13 protein-coding genes are annotated in these 20,182 nt (G+C 73.0%); 6 read left to right on the top strand and 7 right to left on the bottom strand.

The annotated features are described in order from the left end of the window. Positions 1-9 precede the first annotated feature (9 nt). Positions 10-798: a GntR family transcriptional regulator gene (locus ACIQPT_RS03930; RefSeq protein ID WP_401152438.1), complete on the bottom strand. Its 789-nt coding sequence runs from the start codon at positions 796-798 to the stop codon at positions 10-12. A gap of 146 nt (positions 799-944) precedes the next feature. Here ACIQPT_RS03930 and ACIQPT_RS03925 point away from each other — a divergent pair, with 146 nt between their 5' ends. After that, positions 945-1,793: a (2Fe-2S)-binding protein gene (locus ACIQPT_RS03925; protein ID WP_401152435.1), complete on the top strand. Its 849-nt coding sequence runs from the start codon at positions 945-947 to the stop codon at positions 1,791-1,793. Between the two features lie 206 nt (positions 1,794-1,999). Further along, complete coding sequence (locus ACIQPT_RS03920; protein ID WP_401152433.1) at positions 2,000-3,100, top strand: DUF2637 domain-containing protein; 1,101 nt, start codon at positions 2,000-2,002, stop codon at positions 3,098-3,100. A gap of 24 nt (positions 3,101-3,124) precedes the next feature. On the opposite strand, the gene ACIQPT_RS03915 is transcribed toward ACIQPT_RS03920, so the two are convergent. Then, the gene (locus ACIQPT_RS03915) at positions 3,125-3,490 is read right to left on the bottom strand and encodes an ATP-binding protein (protein WP_401152561.1); all 366 of its coding nucleotides are present in this window, start codon (positions 3,488-3,490) and stop codon (positions 3,125-3,127) included. Positions 3,491-3,846: 356 nt separating this feature from the next. On the opposite strand from ACIQPT_RS03915, the gene ACIQPT_RS03910 reads away from it, so the two are divergent. Continuing rightward, complete coding sequence (locus ACIQPT_RS03910) at positions 3,847-4,278, top strand: ribonuclease domain-containing protein (protein WP_401152430.1); 432 nt, start codon at positions 3,847-3,849, stop codon at positions 4,276-4,278. Positions 4,279-4,367: 89 nt separating this feature from the next. After that, on the top strand, positions 4,368-7,487 hold the full coding sequence (locus ACIQPT_RS03905) for an alpha-mannosidase (RefSeq protein ID WP_401152427.1): 3,120 nt from the start codon (positions 4,368-4,370) through the stop codon (positions 7,485-7,487). A 6-nt stretch (positions 7,488-7,493) separates the two neighbouring features. Here ACIQPT_RS03905 and ACIQPT_RS03900 read toward each other — a convergent pair whose 3' ends face one another. The 3 genes from ACIQPT_RS03900 to ACIQPT_RS03890 form a co-directional block, all read right to left on the bottom strand. Then, positions 7,494-9,236, bottom strand: coding sequence for a pyruvate dehydrogenase (locus ACIQPT_RS03900; protein ID WP_401152425.1), 1,743 nt, complete (start codon positions 9,234-9,236; stop codon positions 7,494-7,496). Between the two features lie 111 nt (positions 9,237-9,347). After that, the gene (locus ACIQPT_RS03895) at positions 9,348-11,696 is read right to left on the bottom strand and encodes a protein phosphatase 2C domain-containing protein (RefSeq protein ID WP_401152423.1); all 2,349 of its coding nucleotides are present in this window, start codon (positions 11,694-11,696) and stop codon (positions 9,348-9,350) included. A gap of 197 nt (positions 11,697-11,893) precedes the next feature. After that, complete coding sequence (locus ACIQPT_RS03890; protein ID WP_401152420.1) at positions 11,894-15,664, bottom strand: S8 family peptidase; 3,771 nt, start codon at positions 15,662-15,664, stop codon at positions 11,894-11,896. Positions 15,665-15,873: 209 nt separating this feature from the next. Between ACIQPT_RS03890 and ACIQPT_RS03885 the strand changes: the two genes are divergently transcribed. After that, positions 15,874-16,863, top strand: coding sequence for a helix-turn-helix domain-containing protein (locus ACIQPT_RS03885; protein ID WP_401152418.1), 990 nt, complete (start codon positions 15,874-15,876; stop codon positions 16,861-16,863). A 94-nt stretch (positions 16,864-16,957) separates the two neighbouring features. Next, a complete protein-coding gene (locus tag ACIQPT_RS03880; protein ID WP_401152416.1) occupies positions 16,958-17,440 on the top strand; it encodes a DUF456 domain-containing protein in 483 nt (160 codons plus the stop codon). Here the strand turns inward: ACIQPT_RS03880 and ACIQPT_RS03875 are convergent. Further along, positions 17,365-18,858: a DNA-3-methyladenine glycosylase 2 family protein gene (locus ACIQPT_RS03875; protein ID WP_401152560.1), complete on the bottom strand. Its 1,494-nt coding sequence runs from the start codon at positions 18,856-18,858 to the stop codon at positions 17,365-17,367. The two genes, ACIQPT_RS03880 and ACIQPT_RS03875, sit on opposite strands and share 76 nt — an antisense overlap. Positions 18,859-18,931: 73 nt before the next feature. Beyond that, on the bottom strand, positions 18,932-20,083 hold the full coding sequence (gene rsgA / locus ACIQPT_RS03870; protein ID WP_401152413.1) for a ribosome small subunit-dependent GTPase A: 1,152 nt from the start codon (positions 20,081-20,083) through the stop codon (positions 18,932-18,934). Positions 20,084-20,182 lie beyond the last annotated feature (99 nt).

Raw genomic sequence — 20,182 nt, 5'->3', positions numbered from 1 at the left:
CGGAGGCCGTCAGCCCTCGGCGCCGGTGAAGTGTTCGCGGACCAGGGCCTGGACGACGTTCAGGTCCTGGGCGATGAGGGCGTCGAGCAGGGCGGTGTGCTCGGAGGCGTCCGCGAGCAGGTCGGCCCGGCGGGTGGCGGGGTTCGAGACCAGCGGCCACTGGGAGCGCCGGTGCAGTTCGTCGGCGACGGCCACGAGCTGCTCGTTGCCCGACAGTGTGAGGACCGCGCGGTGGAAGGCGCGGTCCGACTCGGCGTAGGCGGCCCGGTCGCCCACGGCCGCCGCCGTGACCGTGGCCTCCGCCAGCGGGCGCAGGACGCTCCAGCGGTGCGCCGGGACCGTACGGGCCAGGCTCAGCATCACCGGGACCTCGATCAGGGCCCGTACCTCGGCCAGCTCGGCCAGCTCGCGGGGCCCGCGCTCGCTGACCCGGAAGCCGCGGTTCGGCACGACCTCGACGGCGCCCTCGACGGCCAGCCGCTGCATGGCCTCGCGCACCGGCGTGGCGGAGACCCCGAAGCGGGCGCCGAGCGCGGGGGCGGAGTACACCTGGCCGGGCACCAGCTCGCCGTCGACGAGGGCGGCGCGCAGGGCGTCCAGGATCTGGCCGCGGACGGAGTGGCGCTGAACGACTCGGGGTGCGGGGGGCTCACTGTGGGTGTGCTCGCCCCGGGCCTGCTCGCCCCGGGCCTGTTCCGGCACGCGGCCTTCCGGAATCCAGCCCTCCGCCGGAGTACGCGGGAACGCTCCGGGGGCGTACGCCGGACGTGCGCCCTCACGCGCGCTGCCCTGCTCCACCCGGACCTCCTCCGCCTGCCGCGGGCCGACTCGCGTGTGCCGGACCTCCTGTGCACGATAGATGGAGGAGGCTGCAGTTCAAACATCGATGGCGTCGGGTAAGGTAAGCCTTACCTGCAAACGATCCCGATTCGGTGGTCCCCTGCATGACCCTCTCCCCGCCGTTCACCGGTGCCGCGACGTCCCCCGTGACCGCCGCGTACGCCCGCCTGACCGAGGTGTTCCCCGGTCTGCGGGCCGACGTGCTCGACGGCGACGCCGTCGCCCCGTCCGGCGCGGGCTGGGTCGGCGCGGCCGAGCTGGCGGCCGGCGGCGCCGCCGTGGACACCTTCCTGGCCTGGGACAACGCTCAGGTGCTGCGCGACTACGGTCAGCAGGCCCGCCCGGACGTGGTGGCGAGCTTCGGTCTGCACCGGTACGCCTGGCCCGCCTGTCTGCTGGTGACGGTGCCCTGGTTCCTGCAGCGCCGGGTCCCGCGGATCCCGGTCGAGGACGTGGCCTTCCAGCGGGCGCTGGGGCACCTGACCGTGCGGGTCCGGGAATTCGCCTGCCTGCCGGACGACCCGACCGCCACGCTGCCCGGGGCCCGGGTCGTCCCGGACGAGGCGGCGCTGCGGGCCGAGGTCCTGGCCTCCCTGACCGAGCACCTCGGTCCGGTGCTCGAGGGCTTCGGGCCGCGCATGCGGCGCGGGAAGCGGGCCCTGTGGGGGATGGCGACGGACGAGATCGTCGAGGGCCTCTGGTACATCGCCCATCTGCTGGGCGAGGAGCACCGGGCGATGGCCGAGCTGGAGCTGCTGCTCCCCGGCACGACGAAGCCGTACGTCGGCGCCGCGGGCTTCCGCGAGCTGACCGGGCCCGAGGGCCAGTCGCTGCCGACCCGGGACCGGGCGAGCTGCTGCCTCTTCTACACCCTGCGCCCCGAGGACACCTGTGTGACCTGCCCGCGTACCTGTGACGCGGACCGGGTGCGGAAGCTGAGGGCTGCCCCGTAGCCGCAGCTTCCTGATCCACACCGCCCGTCCGGATGACGTGGAATCGAACGCAACCCGGCCCGACCGGGCGGCCGTTCGAGAAGATTCCACCCATCGATAGCCTCTCCCACCCCCATGGCGTGCTCTTGTCCCGAAACCACCGGAGCGGGACGGGAATTCCGTCACGATGGCGCACGAAACGCCCTACGTGACGCAAGGGACCGCGCATGAGACTGACCGACATATCGCTTGACTGGCTGCTTCCGGGCGCCGTACTGCTCGTGGGAGTCATGGCGGCGGTGACGGTGGTCGCACGCGGCAAGCGTGCCGCCGGCAAGGCCGCGGCCGACGACTCCTGGGAACGCAGCGAGGACCGCCGCAGACGCAAGGAAGCGCTCTACGCCACCGCCAGTTACGTCCTGCTGTTCTGCTGCGCGGCGGTCGCCGCCGCGCTCTCCTTCCACGGGCTCGTCGGCTTCGGCCGGCAGAACCTGAACCTCACGGGAGGCTGGGAGTATCTGGTCCCGTTCGGACTGGACGGCGCCGCGATGTTCTGTTCCGTGCTGGCCGTACGGGAGGCGAGCCACGGAGACGCGGCCCTCGGCTCCCGGCTGCTGGTGTGGACGTTCGCCGGGGCCGCCGCCTGGTTCAACTGGGTGCACGCCCCCCGGGGCATGGACCACGCGGGCGCCCCGCACTTCTTCGCGGGGATGTCCCTCTCGGCCGCGGTGCTCTTCGACCGGGCGCTGAAGCAGACGCGCCGCGCCGCGCTGCGCGAACAGGGCCTGGTGCCCCGTCCGTTGCCGCAGATCCGGATCGTCCGCTGGCTGCGGGCGCCCCGGGAGACCTTCGGCGCCTGGTCGCTGATGCTCCTGGAGGGCGTCCGCACCCTGGACGAGGCGGTGGACGAGGTGCGGGAGGACCGCAAGGAGCGCGAGCAGGACCGGCTGCGCCGACGCGACCAGGAGAAGCTGGACCGGGCCCGCATCAAGGCCCTGAACCGGCAGAACCGGGTCTGGGGACGCGGCGGCCGGGGCGGGCAGCAGGTGGACGTGCCCGCCCTCACCCCCGCATCGGGCGGCGCGCCGGCCGTCGCGGAGCCCGCCATAGCAGAGCCGGGTCAGCTGCCTCTGCGACCCCGGCCATCCCTGCAAGCCGTCGGCCCGAAACAGGCGGCGGACGGTTCGAGCTCGAAGAGCCTGGACGCGGCGAACCAGGGAAGTGACCCGCGGACCGTCGACCTCACTGCCGAGGACGACACCCAGACACTCCCCCGGCTCGACTCGCTGGAACAGAAACTGAAGGATCTGGAGCAGCAGTTCGGCTGATCACGACGCGCGGCGGAGAGCCCCTCAGGGCCTTCCGCCGTGCAGCTCGAACCAGACGACCTTGCCCAGGGCCTGCGCCTCCACGCCCCAGGCGTCGGCCAGGCTCCGGACCAGGATCAGGCCCCTGCCGTGCGTACCGTCGTCGGCGTTCGGTACGTACGGCGCGGGCAGGTCCTCCGACGCGAAGTCCTGGACCTCCACCCGCAGTCGGGCGGGTGTCGCCGTGGCGGTGACCACGGCTCCGTGCCGGGTGTGGATGAGGGCGTTGGTCACCAGTTCGCTCACCAGCAGCTCCGCCGCCTCGGTCTGCTCCTGGCCGGAGCGATGTCGGAGGAACTCCCGCAGCTCCCGCCGCACTTCTCCCACCGCCGATCGTTCGGTGTGGCCCACCCTTCGGCGCATCCGGGCCGGCAGCGGTGCCTCGCCCGGTCTCCGGCCCCGGGGGCCGCGCCCCTCGACGGTCGCGGTCCTCTTCTGACGCTTCGCCATTTCCCCCGCCCGCACAGTGATCCGACCTCCTCCGGTCAAGCTGTCCGTCGAACAGCCTCACGGGATGCATGCCCCTGTACGCACACGGTCACGCTTGTCGACTCATCAATAAGTGAACGGTCGGGAGCGGTGAGGGGCGCACGGAACATCCCACCCGCGCACGCCATCACCACATAGGCGCAGCTGCGGTTAACTTCCCGCGAATACCGCTTACTTGGCGTTGACGACCCGTCTTCTACGCGCGTCATCATGATGGCATGCGCATCCCCCCACGCGTCATCCGGCTCGGCGGCACAGCCGCCCTCCTGTCCGCACTCCTCGCCTCCGGCACGGTCACGGCCCAGGCCGCACCCCCGGCCGCCGCCCCCACCGCCCACTCCGCGACCGCGTTCCGGGCGGCCGCGGTCGGCAGCATCTGCTACTCCGCCCTGCCGTCCCAGGCCCACGACACCCTGGATCTGATCGACCAGGGCGGTCCGTACCCGTACGAGCAGGACGGCACCGTCTTCCAGAACCGCGAAGGCCTCCTGCCGGATCGGTCGACCGGCTACTACCACGAGTACACGGTCATCACGCCGGGCTCCCCGAACCGTGGCGCCCGCCGCATCGTCACCGGTGAGCAGGTGGAGGAGGACTACTACACCGCCGACCACTACGCCTCCTTCGACCTGGTCGACCACGACTGCTGACCCCGCTTCCGAGGGGTGTTCCCGCCCGCTCCGGGGGAAGGGAACCTGAGCCGCCGCGCCAGGACCCCACACCTTCCCGAGGAGCTGTGATGCACGACGACCGCACCCTGGTGGAGGGCCGCCTGGAGAGGGCCCTCCACCAGTTCATCCGCCCGGCCCAGTACGCCGACCGCGCCCCGCTCGCCCTGTCCGTCTGGCACGTTCCGGGCGAGCCGGTGCCGGTGGCCGAGGCCCTCGGGGCGGACTTCGAGCCGTTCACGGCCGGTACGGAGTGGGGGAAGCCCTGGTCCACCAGCTGGTTCCGGATCCGGGGCGCGGTGCCCGGTCAGTGGTCGGGACGCCGGGTGGAAGTGGTCGTCGACCCGGGGTTCACCGGCCAGGGTCCGGGGTTCCAGGCGGAAGGCCTGCTGTACGACCATCTGGGCGTCCCTCTCAAGGGTGTTCATCCCCGCAACCGGCACCTCACGCTCGCACACCCGGCGGCGGGCGGGGAGCCGGTCGATCTGCTCCTTGAGGCGGCGGCCAATCCGGCGGTCCTGGAGCACGGCTTCGCGCCGACCCCGCTCGGCGATGTGCTGACCGCCGGCGACCGTCCGCTGTACCGCTTCGCCTCCGCCGATCTCGCGGTCCTCGACGAGGAGGTCTGGCATCTCGTCCTGGACATCGAGGTGCTGTCCGAGCTGATGCACGAGCTGCCCGCCGACCGCTCGCGGCGGCACGAGATCCTGCGGGCGCTGGAGTCCATGCTCGACGCGCTGGACCTGCACGACGTCTCCGGCACCGCGACGGCCGGCCGGGCGGCGCTGGCCGGGGTGCTGGCGCGGCCCGCCTCGGCGAGCGCGCACCGGATCTCGGCGGCCGGGCACGCGCACATCGACTCGGCCTGGCTGTGGCCGCTGCGCGAGACCGTCCGCAAGGCCTCCCGTACGTTCGCCAATGTCACCGCCCTCGCGCAGGACTACCCGGAGCTGGTCTTCGCCTGCTCGCAGGCCCAGCAGTACGCGTGGGTGAAGGAGTACCAGCCGCACATCTGGGAGCGGATCAGGGAGGCGGTGGCGGCGGGGCAGTGGTCCCCGGTCGGCTCGATGTGGGTGGAGTCGGACGCCAACATGCCGGGCGGCGAGGCGCTGGCCCGCCAGCTGGTCCACGGAAAGCGGTTCTTCGCCGAGGAGCTGGGCGTGGACACGGAGGAGATCTGGCTGCCGGACTCCTTCGGTTACACCGCGGCCTTCCCCCAACTGGCGAAGCTGGCCGGGGTCCGGTGGTTCCTCACCCAGAAGCTGTCGTGGAACCAGCACAACAAGATGCCGCACCACACCTTCTGGTGGGAGGGCATCGACGGCACCCGGGTCTTCACCCACTTCCCGCCGGTCGACACCTACAACGCCCAGCTCCACGCCCGCGAACTGGCGCACGCGGAGAAGAACTTCGCCGACAAGGGCCGGGCCACCCACTCGCTGGTGCCGTTCGGCTGGGGCGACGGCGGGGGCGGCCCGACCCGCGAGATGCTGGAGCGGGCCCGCCGGCTGCGGGACCTGGAGGGCTCGCCGCGCGTGACGGTCGAGAAGCCCTCGGCGTTCTTCGCGGCGGCCGAGGAGGAGTACGGGGAGCAGGCGCCGGTCTGGTCGGGCGAGCTGTATCTGGAGCTGCACCGGGCGACGTACACCACGCAGGCGAAGACCAAGCAGGGCAACCGCCGCAGCGAACATCTGCTGCGCGAGGCCGAGCTGTGGGCGACGGCGGCCGCTCTGCGCTCGCCCTCGTCCTACCGCTATCCGTACGAGCGTCTGGACCGGGTGTGGAAGACGGTGCTGCTGCACCAGTTCCACGACATCCTGCCCGGCTCGTCGATCGCCTGGGTGCACCGCGAGGCCCGGGACACCTATGAGGAGGTGCGCGCCGAGCTGGCGGAGGTGGTGGCCGAGGCGGTGACCTCGCTGGGCGCGGCCGAGGGCATGGTGGCGCTCAACTCCTCCCCGTACGACCGTGTTCAGGTGATCGAGCTGGACGCGGAGGCGGCCGGGGTGCTGCCGTCCGGTGCGCGGGTCCAGGAGCTGGGCGAGGGCCGGGCGGCGGTGGTGGCGCGGAGTCCGGGGCTCGGGGCGGGCCTGCTGGACGGTGCGGCGGTCCCGGAGCACCCGGTGACGGCGGAAGCCTCGGAGCCGGGCGGCGACATCGTCCTGGACAACGGGCTGCTGCGGGTCGTGGTGGACGGGGACGGGCTGGTCTCCTCGGTCCACGATCTGGTCGCCGGGCGCGAGGTGCTGGTTCCCGGTGCCCGGGCCAATCTCCTCCAGCTGCACCCGGACCACCCCAACCACTGGGACGCCTGGGACATCGACCGGCACTACCGGCGCACCCGCACCGATCTCACCGCCGCCGACTCCGTGTCCCTGGTGGAGGAGGGACCCCTGCGGGCGGCCGTGCGGGTGGTGCGCTCCTTCGGGAAGTCGACCGTGGTGCAGGAGCTGCGGCTCGCGGCGGGGGCCCGGCAGCTCGACATCGACACCGAGGTGGACTGGCAGGAGTCGGAGAAGGTACTCAAGGCGGCGTTCCCGCTCGACGTGCACGCCGAACGGTCCACCGCCGAGATCCAGTTCGGCCATGTCCACCGGGCGACCCACGACAACACGTCCTGGGACGCGGCCCGTTTCGAGATCTGCGCCCACCGCTGGCTGCGGGTCGCCGAACCGGGCTACGGGGTCGCGCTGCTCAACGACTCGACGTACGGCCACGAGGTGACCCGCACCCCGCACCCGGACGGGCTCGGCACCACGGTCCGGCTCACGCTGCTGCGCGCCCCGCACAGCCCGGACCCGCACACCGACCTGGGCGTGCACCGCTTCCGCTACGCGCTCGCGCCCGGCGCGGAGGTGACGGACGCCGTACGGGAGGGCCTGGCGCTGAACCTCCCGCTGCGGGCGGCGGTGGCCCCGGTCGTGCCCGCGCTGGTGTCGACGGGGCATCCGGCGGTGACGGTCGAGTCGGTGAAGCTCGCCGAGGACCGGAGCGGGGAGGTGATCGTACGGCTCTACGAGTCGGCGGGCGGCCGGGCGCGGACCCGGCTGACGGTGTCCTTCCCGGTCGCCGAGGCCCGGATCACCGATCTGCTGGAGCGGCCGCTGCACCCGGCGGAGACCGACGAGGAGGGGCTGGTCCTCGATCTGCGGCCGTTCCAGATCCTGACGGTGCGCCTGACCCCGGCCTGAAAAGCCCTACGGACGCGGCACGTTACGGAGGTTGGAGCGGGCCATCTGCAGCATCCGGCCCACTCCACCGTCCAGCACGATCTTGCTGGCGGAGAGTGCGAACCCGGTGACCATGTCGGCGCTGATCTTCGGCGGGATGGAGAGCGCGTTCGGGTCGGTGACGACGTCGACGAGCGCGGGGCCCTTGTGCTTGAACGCGTCCTTGAGCGCGGACTGCAACTGCTTGGGCTTCTCCACCCGTACGCCGTAGGCGCCGGCCGCGCGGGCGATGGCGGCGTAGTCGGTGTTCGCGTTGGTCGTCCCGTACGACGGCAGCCCGGCCACCAGCATCTCCAACTCCACCATCCCCAGCGAGGAGTTGTTGAACAGCACCACCTTCACCGGCAGGTCGTACTGGACCAGCGTGAGGAAGTCGCCCATCAGCATGGAGAATCCACCGTCACCGGACATCGCGACGACCTGCCGGCCCAGGTCGGTGAACTGGGCGCCGATCGCCTGCGGCAGGGCGTTGGCCATCGAGCCGTGACTGAACGAACCGATCACCCGCCGCTTGCCGTTGGGCGTCAGATAGCGCGCGGCCCAGACGTTGTTCATGCCGGTGTCGACGGTGAACACGGCGTCCTCGTCGGCCATCTCGTCCAGCACGGAGGCCACGTACTCGGGGTGGATCGGAACGTGCTTCTCGACCTTGCGGGTGTAAGCCTTGACCACACCCTCCAGGGCGTTGGCGTGCTTCTTCAGCATCCGGTCGAGGAACTTACGGTCCGACTTCGGCTTCACCCGGGGCGTCAGACAGCGCAGGGTCTCGCGCACATCGCCCCAGACCGCGAGGTCGAGCTTGGAGCGGCGGCCGAGGTGCTCGGGGCGCACATCGACCTGGACGATCTTCACATCGTCCGGGAGGAAGGCGTTGTACGGGAAGTCCGTGCCGAGCAGGATGAGGAGGTCGCACTCGTGGGTCGCCTCGTACGCGGCCCCATAGCCGAGCAGCCCGCTCATCCCGACGTCGTACGGATTGTCGTACTGGATCCACTCCTTGCCGCGCAGCGCGTGCCCGACCGGGGACTTGACCTTCTCGGCGAACTCCATGACCTCGGCGTGCGCCCCGGCCGTACCGCTGCCGCAGAACAGTGTCACCCGTTTGGCCTCGTCCACCATGCGGCAGAGCTTGTCGATCTCGTCGTCGCCGGGCCGTACGGTCGGCCGCGTGGTGACGAGGGCGTGCTCGATGGACTTCTCGGGGGCGGGCTTGGAGGCGATGTCGCCCGGCATGGTGACGACGCTGACGCCGCCACGCCCGATGGCGTGCTGGATCGCCGTCTGGAGCAGCCTCGGCATCTGCTCCGGGTTGGAGATCATCTCGTTGTAGTGGCTGCACTCCTGGAACAGCAGCTCCGGATGGGTCTCCTGGAAGTAGCCGAGGCCGATCTCGCTGGAGGGGATGTGCGAGGCGAGGGCCAGCACCGGGGCCATGGAACGGTGCGCGTCGTACAGACCGTTGATCAGGTGCAGATTGCCCGGCCCGCAGGAGCCGGCGCAGGCCGCGAGCGAGCCGGTGACCTGCGCTTCGGCCCCGGCCGCGAACGCGGCGGTCTCCTCGTGGCGGACGTGGATCCAGTCGATGGCCGAGTTACGCCGGATGGCGTCCACGACGGGGTTCAGGCTGTCGCCGACGACGCCGTACAGACGTTTGACGCCCGCCCTGGCGAGGATGTCGACGAACTGCTCCGCCACGTTCTGCTTGGCCATGGGTGCGCGCCCTTCCTTGCCCGTGCTCCGTGCACGTCGGATGTCCGGAGACCGGAGCGGCGAAACACGGTCCGCCGGGCTCCGGAATCCATCAACCCACGGCGTGCGCGGTTACGCCTCCCAGACGGCGGCGCAGGTGCGGTCGTCCGCGTACCCCTTGATCCGGAGCTGGGTGTCGGCGAGGAAGGCGGGCAGACCGGGCGGTCCGGCACTCCCCCAGCGCTCGGCGAGCTCGCCGGGGAGCGCCGGCTCGCCGCGCATCGGCTCGGCGAGACCGTTGCTGCACAGCATCAGCGTGTCCCCGGGGCGCGCCACGGAGGCCCGGAAGCGGAAGGGTTCGGCGGGCGGCTGTACGGGCCCCTCGATGTGCGGGGACGGCGGCGCGGTGATCTGGAGATCCATGGTCAGCCGGTCCCCGTCCGGGCCCTCCTCCTGCTCCTCGCCCGACTGCGGGCCACCGCTCTCCGGAATGTAGGGCTCCAGGTCCTGCCAGAGCCCGTCGCGGAGCCTGAAGAGGCCGCCGCTGCCGACGCCGAAGAAGACCCGGGTGCGGCAGTCGGGGTCGGCGGAGAGCAGAAGGCAGCGGAGGCTCGCGGTGTACGCGTCCGGTTCGACGCCGAGTTCGGCGGCGCGGGCGCGCAGCTTGCCGTACGTACGGTCGGTGAGCCGGTGCAGCCCGGACTTCAGGTCGCCCCGGCGGCCCGCTCTTATGTCCTCGGAGAGCCGGACATGGCTGCGGGCGACGGCCCCGCCGATCCAGCGGCAGGCGTCGGCCGCGGCGAGGTGCGCCGCCTCACCGGCCCGCCGGCCGCCGGCCACGGCGACGAGGACGAGGGCGCTCTCGGCGGCCCCGAAGCGGGCGGTGAGCAGCCCGTCGCGCCGGGGCTCGCCCCGGAAGCGGGCGGAGTCACCGCGTACGGAGACGGAGCGCAGGGTGTACGTCCCGTACCGCGCGCCGTCCAGGACGGTGTCGGGGACGAGGCCGTCCAGGTTCTCCGAGGTGGCGGAGGGCAGGGCGGCGGGCTCGGCGTCGTAGGTGGGCGGCCGGTCCCCGAGATGCCCGACGGCGGGCCGGCCGTCGGCGAGATCCGGCGGAAGCGGGTGCAGGGCGCTGGGATCGGGCGCGAGGTCGGGCTCGGGCTCGGGCGGTTCCGGTGCGCGCGGCGCGGCGAACGTCCGGGGCCCCGGCTGCCCGGCGGGCGCCTCCCAGGGGGCGGGAAAGACGGTGGTGCGGAGCGCGGCGGGCGGCGACGGCGGTACGGGGGTGGTGCGCGGGACAGTCGGGGCGGGAGGGTCGGGCGGGGCGGCGGACTCGGGACCGACAGCCCGGTCGGGACCGACGGCAGACCCAGCCCCAGCCCCAGGCGCCGGTACAGCAGAAGCAGCCCGCGCAGGATCCGGCTGCGGGTCGCGCTTCACGTACGGGTCCCAGGCCGACCGCGGGTCGGGCATGAGCTCCGGGGCCGCTGCCGGGACCGGGGCCGGGTGCACTGCCGGGTCCGGCTCTCTCGCACGGACCGGCCCCGGGTCCGGAGCCGCCACCGGACCCGAACCCACTGCCGGATCCGGGGCCGCTGCCGAGGCCGGGCCGGAGACCCTTGCCGGGTCCGGGGCCGCTGCCCAGTACGGGTCCGGGTCCGGGTCCGGGTCCGGTGTGGCTCCCGAGACCGGATCAGAGGCCGCTGCCGCTGCCGGGGCCGGGTCGGAAACCCTTGCCGGGTCCGGGGCCGCTGCCCAGTACGGGTCCGGGTCCGGTGCCCGGTCCGGGTCCGGTGCCCGGTCCGGGTCCGGTGCCCGGTCCGGGGCCGGTGCCCGGTACGGGTCCGGTGCCCGGTACGGGTCCGGTGCCCGGTACGGGTCCGGTGCCCGGTACGGGTCCGGGGCCGCTGCCGGGGCCGGGTCGGGAGCCGGATCCGGCCCCGGGGCCGGGCGCAGGTCCAGGTCCCGGTCCGCTGCCGGGTCCCCTGCCGCCGCCGGCGCCGGGTCCGCTCCCGAGGCCGTTCCCGGGCCCCGGATCACCGCCGGGTCCCCTGCCGGTGCCGCAACCGGGCCCAGGTCCGCGTCCGGGATCGGGACCCGGGTCGCGTCCGGGATCGGTCCCGGATCCGGATCCGGATCCGGGACCCGGTCCGGGTTCCGCTGTGTCACCACGGATCCGCTCGGCCCCGGCGGCCGATACGCATCCGTCGCGTACGGGGCCTCGAAATGGTCCGCGTCCGCTTCCTCGTACCGGTCCGCGAACGGGTCCTCGTACGCCTCCGCGTACGGGTCCCGGACGGTCTCGCGCACGGTGTCCCGGTGGTCGTCCACCGGTCTGCCCACCGTGTTCGACACGGAGTCGAAGCGGTCGTCGAGGCTGTCGGCCGCCCTGCTGGGGCCGGTGTCCGGCGCGGTCTCGTCGTACAGCTTGCGCCACCAGTCGTCCTCGTGGGCGGCGGGCTTCTCCCCCTGCTGACTCATGCCCTTATTGTCCACCGCGGAGGCGGCCCGAAAACGGGGCATCAGGAAAAAGTGGCCCGTAAACAGGGTCCGCCGGGCGGCCCACCCCCCACGGGAAGGACGCCCGGCGGACCGGTCGGAGTGATCGGCATGTCGGCGTTTCAGCCGTTCGTCTGATCGGCCGATCAACGGTTCAGCGGCCGGATGGGCCGGCCGCTTCAGCGCACGGCGTACGCGTCGTTGACCGTCTGGACGACGGAGTTGCCGTTCGCGTCGCTCAGTTCCGTCCGCAGGGTGACGGACTTCCCGCTCGCGTCCGCATGGTCGACGGTCGCGGTCCAGCGGCCGCCCTGCTGTGCGGTGGTGGCCGGGTGCCAGGTCTCGCCGGCGTCGTAACTGAAGGAGACCTTCGCGCCCGTGAGCCTGCCGGGGGTGTAGCCGGCGTGCCCGGTCGCGCCGAGCCCGATCTTCTGGCCGTTCTTCGCGGGCACGGTCTTCATGCCGTCCGACGGCACGTCGTAGCGCGGGAAGAGCAGCGGGAGGCCCTGCGACTCCACGTCCGGCTTCCGCTCGGAACGGAACTTCCAGGTGGTCTCCGTCTGCGTGGACCGCTTCCAGACCTCGGCGGGCGAGCCGATCTTCGTGGTCATCAGGGTGAGTTCGTACGCCGCGTCCTCGGCGGGCACGTCGAAGGCGCCGAACGGATAGCCGCTCTCGCCGACGAGTTCACCCTCACGCGTGAGCCGCGTATTGCCGATGTCACCGAACGAGCCCTGCTCGCCGACGTGTTCGGAGTCGGTCAGGAACGCCGGAGCGACGCCGATCACATTGTCCTGGCGCTCACCGGCGAGCAGTTCCGCACCCTTGGCGTCGCGCGGGGCGCCGGGGACCAGCAGGCCCCGGTACCACTCCTCCGTCGTGGTCCTACCTGCTGTGTACGTACGGGCGTTGCCCGTCATCAGCTCGCCCCAGGGGAAGCTGGAGGAGAGCATCTTCTGCCAGACGGTGTCCCCCGCCGTGTAGTACTCGGTGCGCTTTCCGGGGGCGGCGACCACGGCGAGCGAGGACGCGCCGAAGGTCGCTCCGTAGGGGCGGGAGACCAGGAGCGTGTCGACGAAGTCGGCGGCCACGCCCATGGATTCATGGGTGGAGACGACTGCGCCGAGCTTCTTGTCACGGACCCGGTAGGTGCGGTCCGAGGTGATCTGTCCCTTCTCCGGGAACGACAGGTTGTAGACGAACGGGCTGACGGCCGTGGCGGTCCAGGTGACCTCCGCCGCGCCCTTGCCCAGGGCCGTCCGCAACACCGCGGCCTCGTCGGCGCGCAGACCGAGGACCGGCAGGGGCGCGGCGCCGTAGCCGACGCTCGGCTGCCAGTCGCCGGCCGAGGGGCGGTGCACCAGGAGCGCCGTCGCTCCGGCGGCCTGCGCGGCCCGCGCCTGGGTGAGGACGGCCGAGGAGTCGTCGCCGACCTTCACCAGGGCGATCCTGCCCTTCGCTCCGGCGGCCTCGAGTTCGGCGGCGCTGCCCGCACCGGCGTCGACGACCTCGGCGCGGCCGGTGCCGTCCAGGTTGACCGAGCCCGTGGTGGCGGGCCGGGGGTGCAGGGCCGCTCCGCCGGTCAGGGAGAACTTCTGGATCTGCGGGGCGTAGGCGCGCCAGAGGGAGGCGAACTCGAAGTCCCCGTCACGCGCCTTGCCCTGGACGTCGACCAGGTAGTCCTTGATCAGCCCGGTGCCGGAGATGGTCCCGGAGTGCAGCCAGGTGTCGTCCCAGGAGCGCCCGAACGCGAGGGTCGCGCCGCGTGTCTCGGCGGCCCTGTCCTCGGTCCGCACCTTCAGGCGGTGGGCCTTGCGGGCGTCGAGGACGAGGGTGGTGTCCTTGGTGACGTTCAGCTGAGGGCGCGCCAGATAGCCGATGGAGCCCACGAGTTGACCGGTCGCATCGGTGGTGTCGGGCGAGGCGATGAAGCTGGAGACGAAGTACGCGCCGGGCCGGACCTGGTAGGTCTGGTCGGTGGCGCCCTCGTTGAAGCGGCGTTCGCCGGATGCGGTGTCGGTGCCGATGAGGTCGACCGAGGAGACGCCGTCGGCGGGCCTGCCGGTGCGGTCGACGAGCTTGACGCGCAGGGTGATGGTCTCCGGCGCGACGTACAGGGAGAACGGGGTGGAGACCTGCACGCCCCCGGGGGCCGTGGCGAGGACGCGGCCGGTGACGTCGCCGTACTGGGCGGCGGTCAGCCGGGCGTCGGGGTCGAGGGCGAGGGGGACCTCGACGGTCTCCCCGGCCGGCACGGTGACGGACTTCCGGTCGAGGGTGGCGATCTTGGAGCGGACCGTGGAGCCGTCGTTGCCGGTGACGGCCGCGACCTTCAGCGAGAGTTTGACCGGCTTGCCGCTGGTGTTGGTGTACGGGACGGCGACGGTGGTGCGGTCGCTCTTGTCCTGCGGCCAGTTGAAGGTGCCGCCCTGCACGGCCGGTGCCCCGAGTACGGGCGTACGGATCGCGCGGTCGACGTCGAGACGGCCGCCTCCGGTCTCGCGTACGTCGCCGGGGACGGCGCTCCGGGCCGAGGAGACGAGGGCCGCCTTGATCTGCTGGGCGGTCCATTCGGGGTGACGCTGCTTCACCACGGCCGCCGCGCCCGCGACATGCGGGGTCGCCATCGACGTACCGGACAGGGAGCGGTACGCCTGTGAGCCCCGGCCGCCCGCCGCCGCGGCGGAGATGGCGACGCCGGGCGCGGCGATCTCGGGCTTGAGGGTGTGCGAGACGATCGCGGGACCGCGGCTGGAGAAGTTCGCGGTGGAGTCGTCGCGGTCCACCGCGCCCACGGTCAGCACACCGGGGGCGCAGCCGGGCGAGGAGACGGTGTTGAGGGACGGGCCGAGGTTTCCGGCGGCGACCACGAACAACGTGTCCTTGTTCTTGCCGAGTTCGGTGGCGGCCAGGCTCATCGGGTCGGTGCAGTCGGTCGGTTCCGCGCTGCCGAGGCTCATGGAGACGACGTCGGCCTTGTTCTCGACGGCCCACTCCATGCCCGCGATGATCCAGGACGCGGCGCCGGAGCCACTGTCGTTGAGGACCTTGCCGACCATCAGGTCGGCGCCGGGCGCCACGCCCTTGTTCTTGCCGTCGCTCGCCGCGCCGGAGCCACCGACGGTGGACGCGACATGGGTGCCGTGGCCCTGGCGGTCGTCGGTGGTGTCGGAGTCGGTGAAGTTCTCGGATGCGGTGATCCGGCCCTGGAGGTCGGGGTGTTCGGCGTCCGCCCCGGTGTCCAGGACGGCGACCTTGGTGCCGGTGCCGTCGTAGCCGGCGGCCCAGGCGAGGTCCGCGCCGACCTGTTTCGTCGACTTGTCGAGACTGGCCTGAACCTTGCGGTCGAGCCAGAGCTTCTCGAGGCCGGAGCCCGACCGGGAGCGGGGGGCGGTGAGGTCGGCCCAGAAGTCGGCGGCCTTCTTCTTGTCGGCCTTCAGCGCGAGTCCGCCGATGACGTCGAGGGCCGCTCCGCGCTCGGCCCCGCGCGGGGTGGCCGGGGCACGGCGGGCGGTGTCGCCGGTGTAGGTGGCGATCAGCGGGACGGAGTCGGTGCGGCTGTCGTCGTAGCCCTGGCGGATCAGCCCGGTGACGTTGAACAGCTCCTCGTCCACGGTGCCCGCGGCGAGCGCGGGGACGGCGGACTCCGGGTAGACGTACAGGTCCGCGCCGGACTGCCGGGTCTGGACGAGCGGGACGGTGCCGTCCTCGCGGGGCAGCGCGGTGGCGGCGGACGCGCCCGAGGCGTCCGTGGTCACCAGAACCGTGTCGCCGGTGACGAGCGTCAGCGTGACGGGCTTCGCGGCCGTGGCGGCGGTGGCCGCGCTTCCGGTGATCGGTCTGTTCGCGTCCCGCTCGTCCGGTGGCGCGGCCACCGACGGCGCGACGACGGTGACGGCAAGCACGGCGGCGGTCGCCGCTCCGAGTGCCGTACGCGATATCGGGCGCATCGCTCTCCCCAGGTCAATCCGGAACGAAGCAGCCCAAGAGGCCGCATCCCGGAGGTTGTTGGTGCTGCGGTGGCGCCACAGTGGCAGAGGGGCCAGGGGTACAGGGGATGATGTGGGCGGCGGGTTTACGCCGTGGCCCTTTCCCGCCACCCGGGACCCGCCGCAGGGGCGCCGTGATGCGCGATCACCACATCCGGGGAGGTCGGAGAATGCTGGGGGCGATAGGTCTCGACGAGAGACAGGAGACCGTGTACCGCGCGCTCGTCGCGGCGGGAGCAGCGGAGCTCACCGATCTCGCGCACCGGCTGGCACTGTCCGACGCGGACGCCGAACGCGTGCTGCGCCGGCTGGAGCAGCAGGGGCTGGCCGCCCAGTCCTCGGCCCGGCCGGGCCGCTGGGTGGCGGCGCCGCCCGGGGTGGCGCTGGGCGCGCTGCTGATCCAGCAGCGGCACGAGCTGGAGCAGGCGGAGCTGGCGTCCGCGCTGCTCGCCGAGGAGTACCGGGCCGAGGCGAGCGAACCGGCGGTGCACGATCTGGTGGAGGTGGTGACGGGCGCGAGCGCCGTCGCGCAGCGCTTCCACCAGTTGCAGCTGGGGGCGGTGTCCGAGGTGTGCGCCCTGGTGACGGGGAAGCCGATCGCGGTGACCGGGATGGAGAACGAGTCGGAGGAGCGGGCCACCTCGCGCGGGGTGAGTTACCGGGCGGTGGTGGAGCGCGAGGTGCTGTCGACGCCGTTCGGGATCCTGGAGCTGTCGGCGGCGCTGAGCCGGAACGAGCAGTGCCGGGTGGTGGACCGGGTGCCGACGAAGCTGGTGGTCGCCGACGGGAGCCTCGCGATGGTCCCGCTGACCGGCCGCGGCGAGGAGCCCGCCGCCCTGGTCGTGCACGCCAGCGGTCTGCTGGAGTCGCTGATGGGCCTCTTCGAGGCGGTGTGGCGGGAGGCGATGCCGCTGCGGCTGGGCGAGGGCGGCGGGGTGCGTGAGGACGGGATCGGGCCGGACCCGACCGATCTGGAGATCCTGTCGCTGCTGCTGGCGGGGCTGACGGACGCCAGTGTGGCCAAGCAGCTGGACCTGGGGCTGCGGACCGTGCAGCGTCGGGTCAAGGGCCTGATGGAGCTGACCGGGGTCTCGACGCGGCTCCAGCTGGGCTGGCATGCGTACGAGCGTGGCTGGGTGGCCCGTACCGAATCGGCCTGAGGCATACCGCCCCGGGCGGCATCGGCGCAGGTCGCCGCGGGTGGCCGGGGTGCCCTGACGGGCGGAGCGGGGCACTCTCCGGCAGGCTGGTCAGATGAGTGTGTGGCAGCTCGTCGCCGTGGGCCTGGTCATGCTGCTGGGTCTGGTCGGGGTGCTGGTGCCGGGCGTTCCGGGGCAGGCGATCGTCTGGGCGGCGGTGCTGTGGTGGGCGCTGACGGACATGACTCCGGCCGCCTGGGGCGTCCTGATCGGCGCGACCGCGCTGATGCTGCTGAACCAGGCCCTCAAACCGCTGCTGCCGCCGCGCCGCCCGGGTGAGTCGGGGGCGCCCCGCCGGACCCTGATGATCGGCGGCGTCGCGGGGATCGTGGGCTTCTTCGTGGTGCCCGTGGTGGGCGGGATCCTCGGGTACGTGGGGGCCATCTTCGGCGCGGAGCGGCTGCGTCTGGGCAGTCGCGGCGCGGGCTGGGCGTCGGTGCGCTCGGTGATGCGGGCGACGGGCTACGCGGTGCTGGTGGAGCTGTTCTGCTGCCTGCTGGTGGCGGGCGCCTGGCTGGGCGCGCTGCTCTGGGCCTGACCCGAGCCCCTTCGGCGGGCGGGTCCGCGCGGGATCGGGCCGGGTCGGGCGGGGACCGCCGCCCCCGTCGCTTCCAGGTGGCGTACGGCGTAGGAGCGCCAGGGCCGCCACCGCTCCGCTCCCGGTGTTCCGTACGGGTCCACGTCGGGGTCGCCGAGCGCCCGCATCCGGATCAGGGCTGCGGTGCGGGGGCCGATCCCGGGCAGCGTCAGCAGCGTCCGTTCCGCCTCGTCCCGGTCGGCCCCGGCGTCCAGTCGCAGCCGGCCGTCGGCGAGTGCGGTGGCCAGGGCCACGAGCGCCGGATCCTCGGCGGAACCGGCGAGTACACCGGGCTCGGGGAACACATGGGTGAGCCCGCCGCACGGCACGTCCAGCGCCTTCCCGTACCGCTCGACCAGCTCCCCGGCGTCCACGCGCCCCACCAGGGTCCGCAGCGCGGCCTCCTCCGGGTCGGCCGCGCCCGGCGAGCGCAGCCCGGGGCGGGCGGCGACCAGCGGGGCGAGCCGGGGGTCGGCGGCCAGCGCCTCGTCCACGGCGTACGGGTCGGCGTCCAGGTCGAACAGGCGGCGCACCCGCTGGACGGCGGTGGTCAGGTCGCGCAGGTCGGTGAGCTGGACCCGGGCCTCCAGCCAGGGGCCGCCGGGCGACGCCTCGTCGACCGCGACGAGCCCGGTCCCGTACGGCAGTCGCAGGGTGCGCCGGTAGGTGCGGCGGCCGGGCGGGCCCGCCACCTCCTCGATCCGGGCGACCGCCTCGGCGGCCAGCAGGTCGAACAGGGCGGCGGTGGCGTACGGGCCCCGATGGGCGAGCCGCAGCGGGATCCCGGCCCGCATCCCCTCGCGGCGTCCGCCGCCGAGCCCCGTACCGGCCTCGGTGCGCAGGGCGCTGGGGGTGCGGGCGTAGATCTGCCGGATGGTGTCGTTGAACTGCCGGACGCTGGCGAACCCGGCGGCGAAGGCGATCTCGGTGACCGGGAGGCCGGTGGTCTGGAGGAGCACCCGGGCGGTGTGGGAGCGCTGGGCCCGGGCGAGCGCGACGGGTCCCGCGCCCAGCTCGGCGTTGAGCTGGCGCTGGACCTGCCGGGCGCTGTAGCCGAGCCGCCCGGCGAGTCCGGGGACGCCCTCGCGGTCCACGACGCCGTCGCCGATCAGCCGCATCGCCCGGCCGACGACGTCCGCGCGGACGTTCCACTCGGCGGAGCCGGGCACGGCGTCCGGGCGGCAGCGGCGGCAGGCCCGGAACCCGCCCGCCTGGGCCGCCGCCGCGGTGGGGTAGAAGCGCACGTTGGCGCGTTTGGGGGTGACGGCGGGGCAGCTCGGCCGGCAGTAGATGCCGGTGGTCACGACGGCGAAGAAGAACGCGCCGTCGAACCGTGCGTCGCGGCTGCTCACCGCCTCGTACCTGGTCCGTTCGTCCATCACACCGTCCAGTGTGCGGCAGCCGGGGCCGCCGCACTCGCGGATTTCGGACGTCGAGGCCGTACGCCCCCGGCTACCGCACCCGGCCGCGCTTGGCCTGCATGGCCGCGCGCCCCTCCGCGCCCTTGCGCTTCCAGTCCCGCAGGATCTCGGCACGCATCCGGGCGTCGGTCTTGGCGGCGATCCGCTGGTTCTCGCGGATCAGCTTGCGGTAGCTCTCCAGCCGCCGCTCCGGCAGGACGCCGTCCTCCAGCGCCCCGAGGACGGCGCACCCCGGCTCCGCCTCGTGGGCGCAGTCGTGGAACCGGCACCGCCCGGCCAGCTCCTCGATCTCGGAGAACACCTCGCCGACCCCGGTCGCGGCGTCGAAGAGGCCGACCCCGCGGAGACCGGGGGTGTCGATGAGGACGCCCCCGTGCGGCAGGAGCAGGAGGTTGCGGGTCGTGGTGGTGTGCCGGCCCTTGCCGTCGACGTCGCGGGCGGCCCGCACCTCCATCACGTCCATGCCGAGCAGGGTGTTGGCCAGGGTGGACTTGCCCGCCCCGGAGATACCGAGCAGCACGCTCGTGCCGCCGGAGACGACGGCCCCGAGGACGTCGAGCCCCTCGCCCGTGGTGGAGCTGACCGGCAGCACCTGGACGCCGGGGGCGATCGCCTCGATGTCCTGGACGAGGTGGGACACGGTGACCGCGTCGGGCACCAGGTCCGCCTTGGTGAGCAGCACGATCGGTTCGGGGCGGTGGCCCGTGTCCTGACCGTCGCCGAGCAGCGCGGCGCCGCTGGAGCTGGACAGGGCGAGCGCGAGGAAGCGCTCGACGCGGCCGAGGTCCAGCTCGACGGCGAGCGAGACACAGATGGCGATGTGGTCGATGTTGGTGGCGAGCACCTGCCCCTCGGAGCGTTCCGAGGAGCTGGAGCGGACGAACGCGGTACGGCGGGGCAGCAGCGTACGGACGAACAGCGGGTCGCCGTCCGCGTCGAGCGCCACCCAGTCGCCGGTGCAGACGATCCGCATCGGGTCACGGGGCACCACGAACGCGGTGTCGGCGCGTACGGGGCCGTCGGCGGTGATCACGTCGCACTGACCGCGATCCACCCGCACGACCCGTCCCGGGACGAGCCCCTGCTCGGCGTACGGGGAGAAGGCCGCCGCCCAGTCCTCGTCCCAGCCGTACGGAGCCAGCGGGTGCGAGGAAGAAGGTGCGGAGAGAAACGAGAAAGACAAGGGAAACCCTTCACAGGGTGGCCCCGGCACGCGCGCTCGGCGCGGAAAAGTGGGAGTAGTGGTTCAGCCGGTGGCCACGGGGATGAGGACGATGTTCTT

The sequence above is a fragment of the Streptomyces sp. NPDC091289 genome, from assembly GCF_044757365.1.
GTDB lineage: Bacteria > Actinomycetota > Actinomycetes > Streptomycetales > Streptomycetaceae > Streptomyces.
Note: the sequence above shows the minus strand (reverse complement) of the source record. Positions and strands in the feature narration are given on the sequence as shown.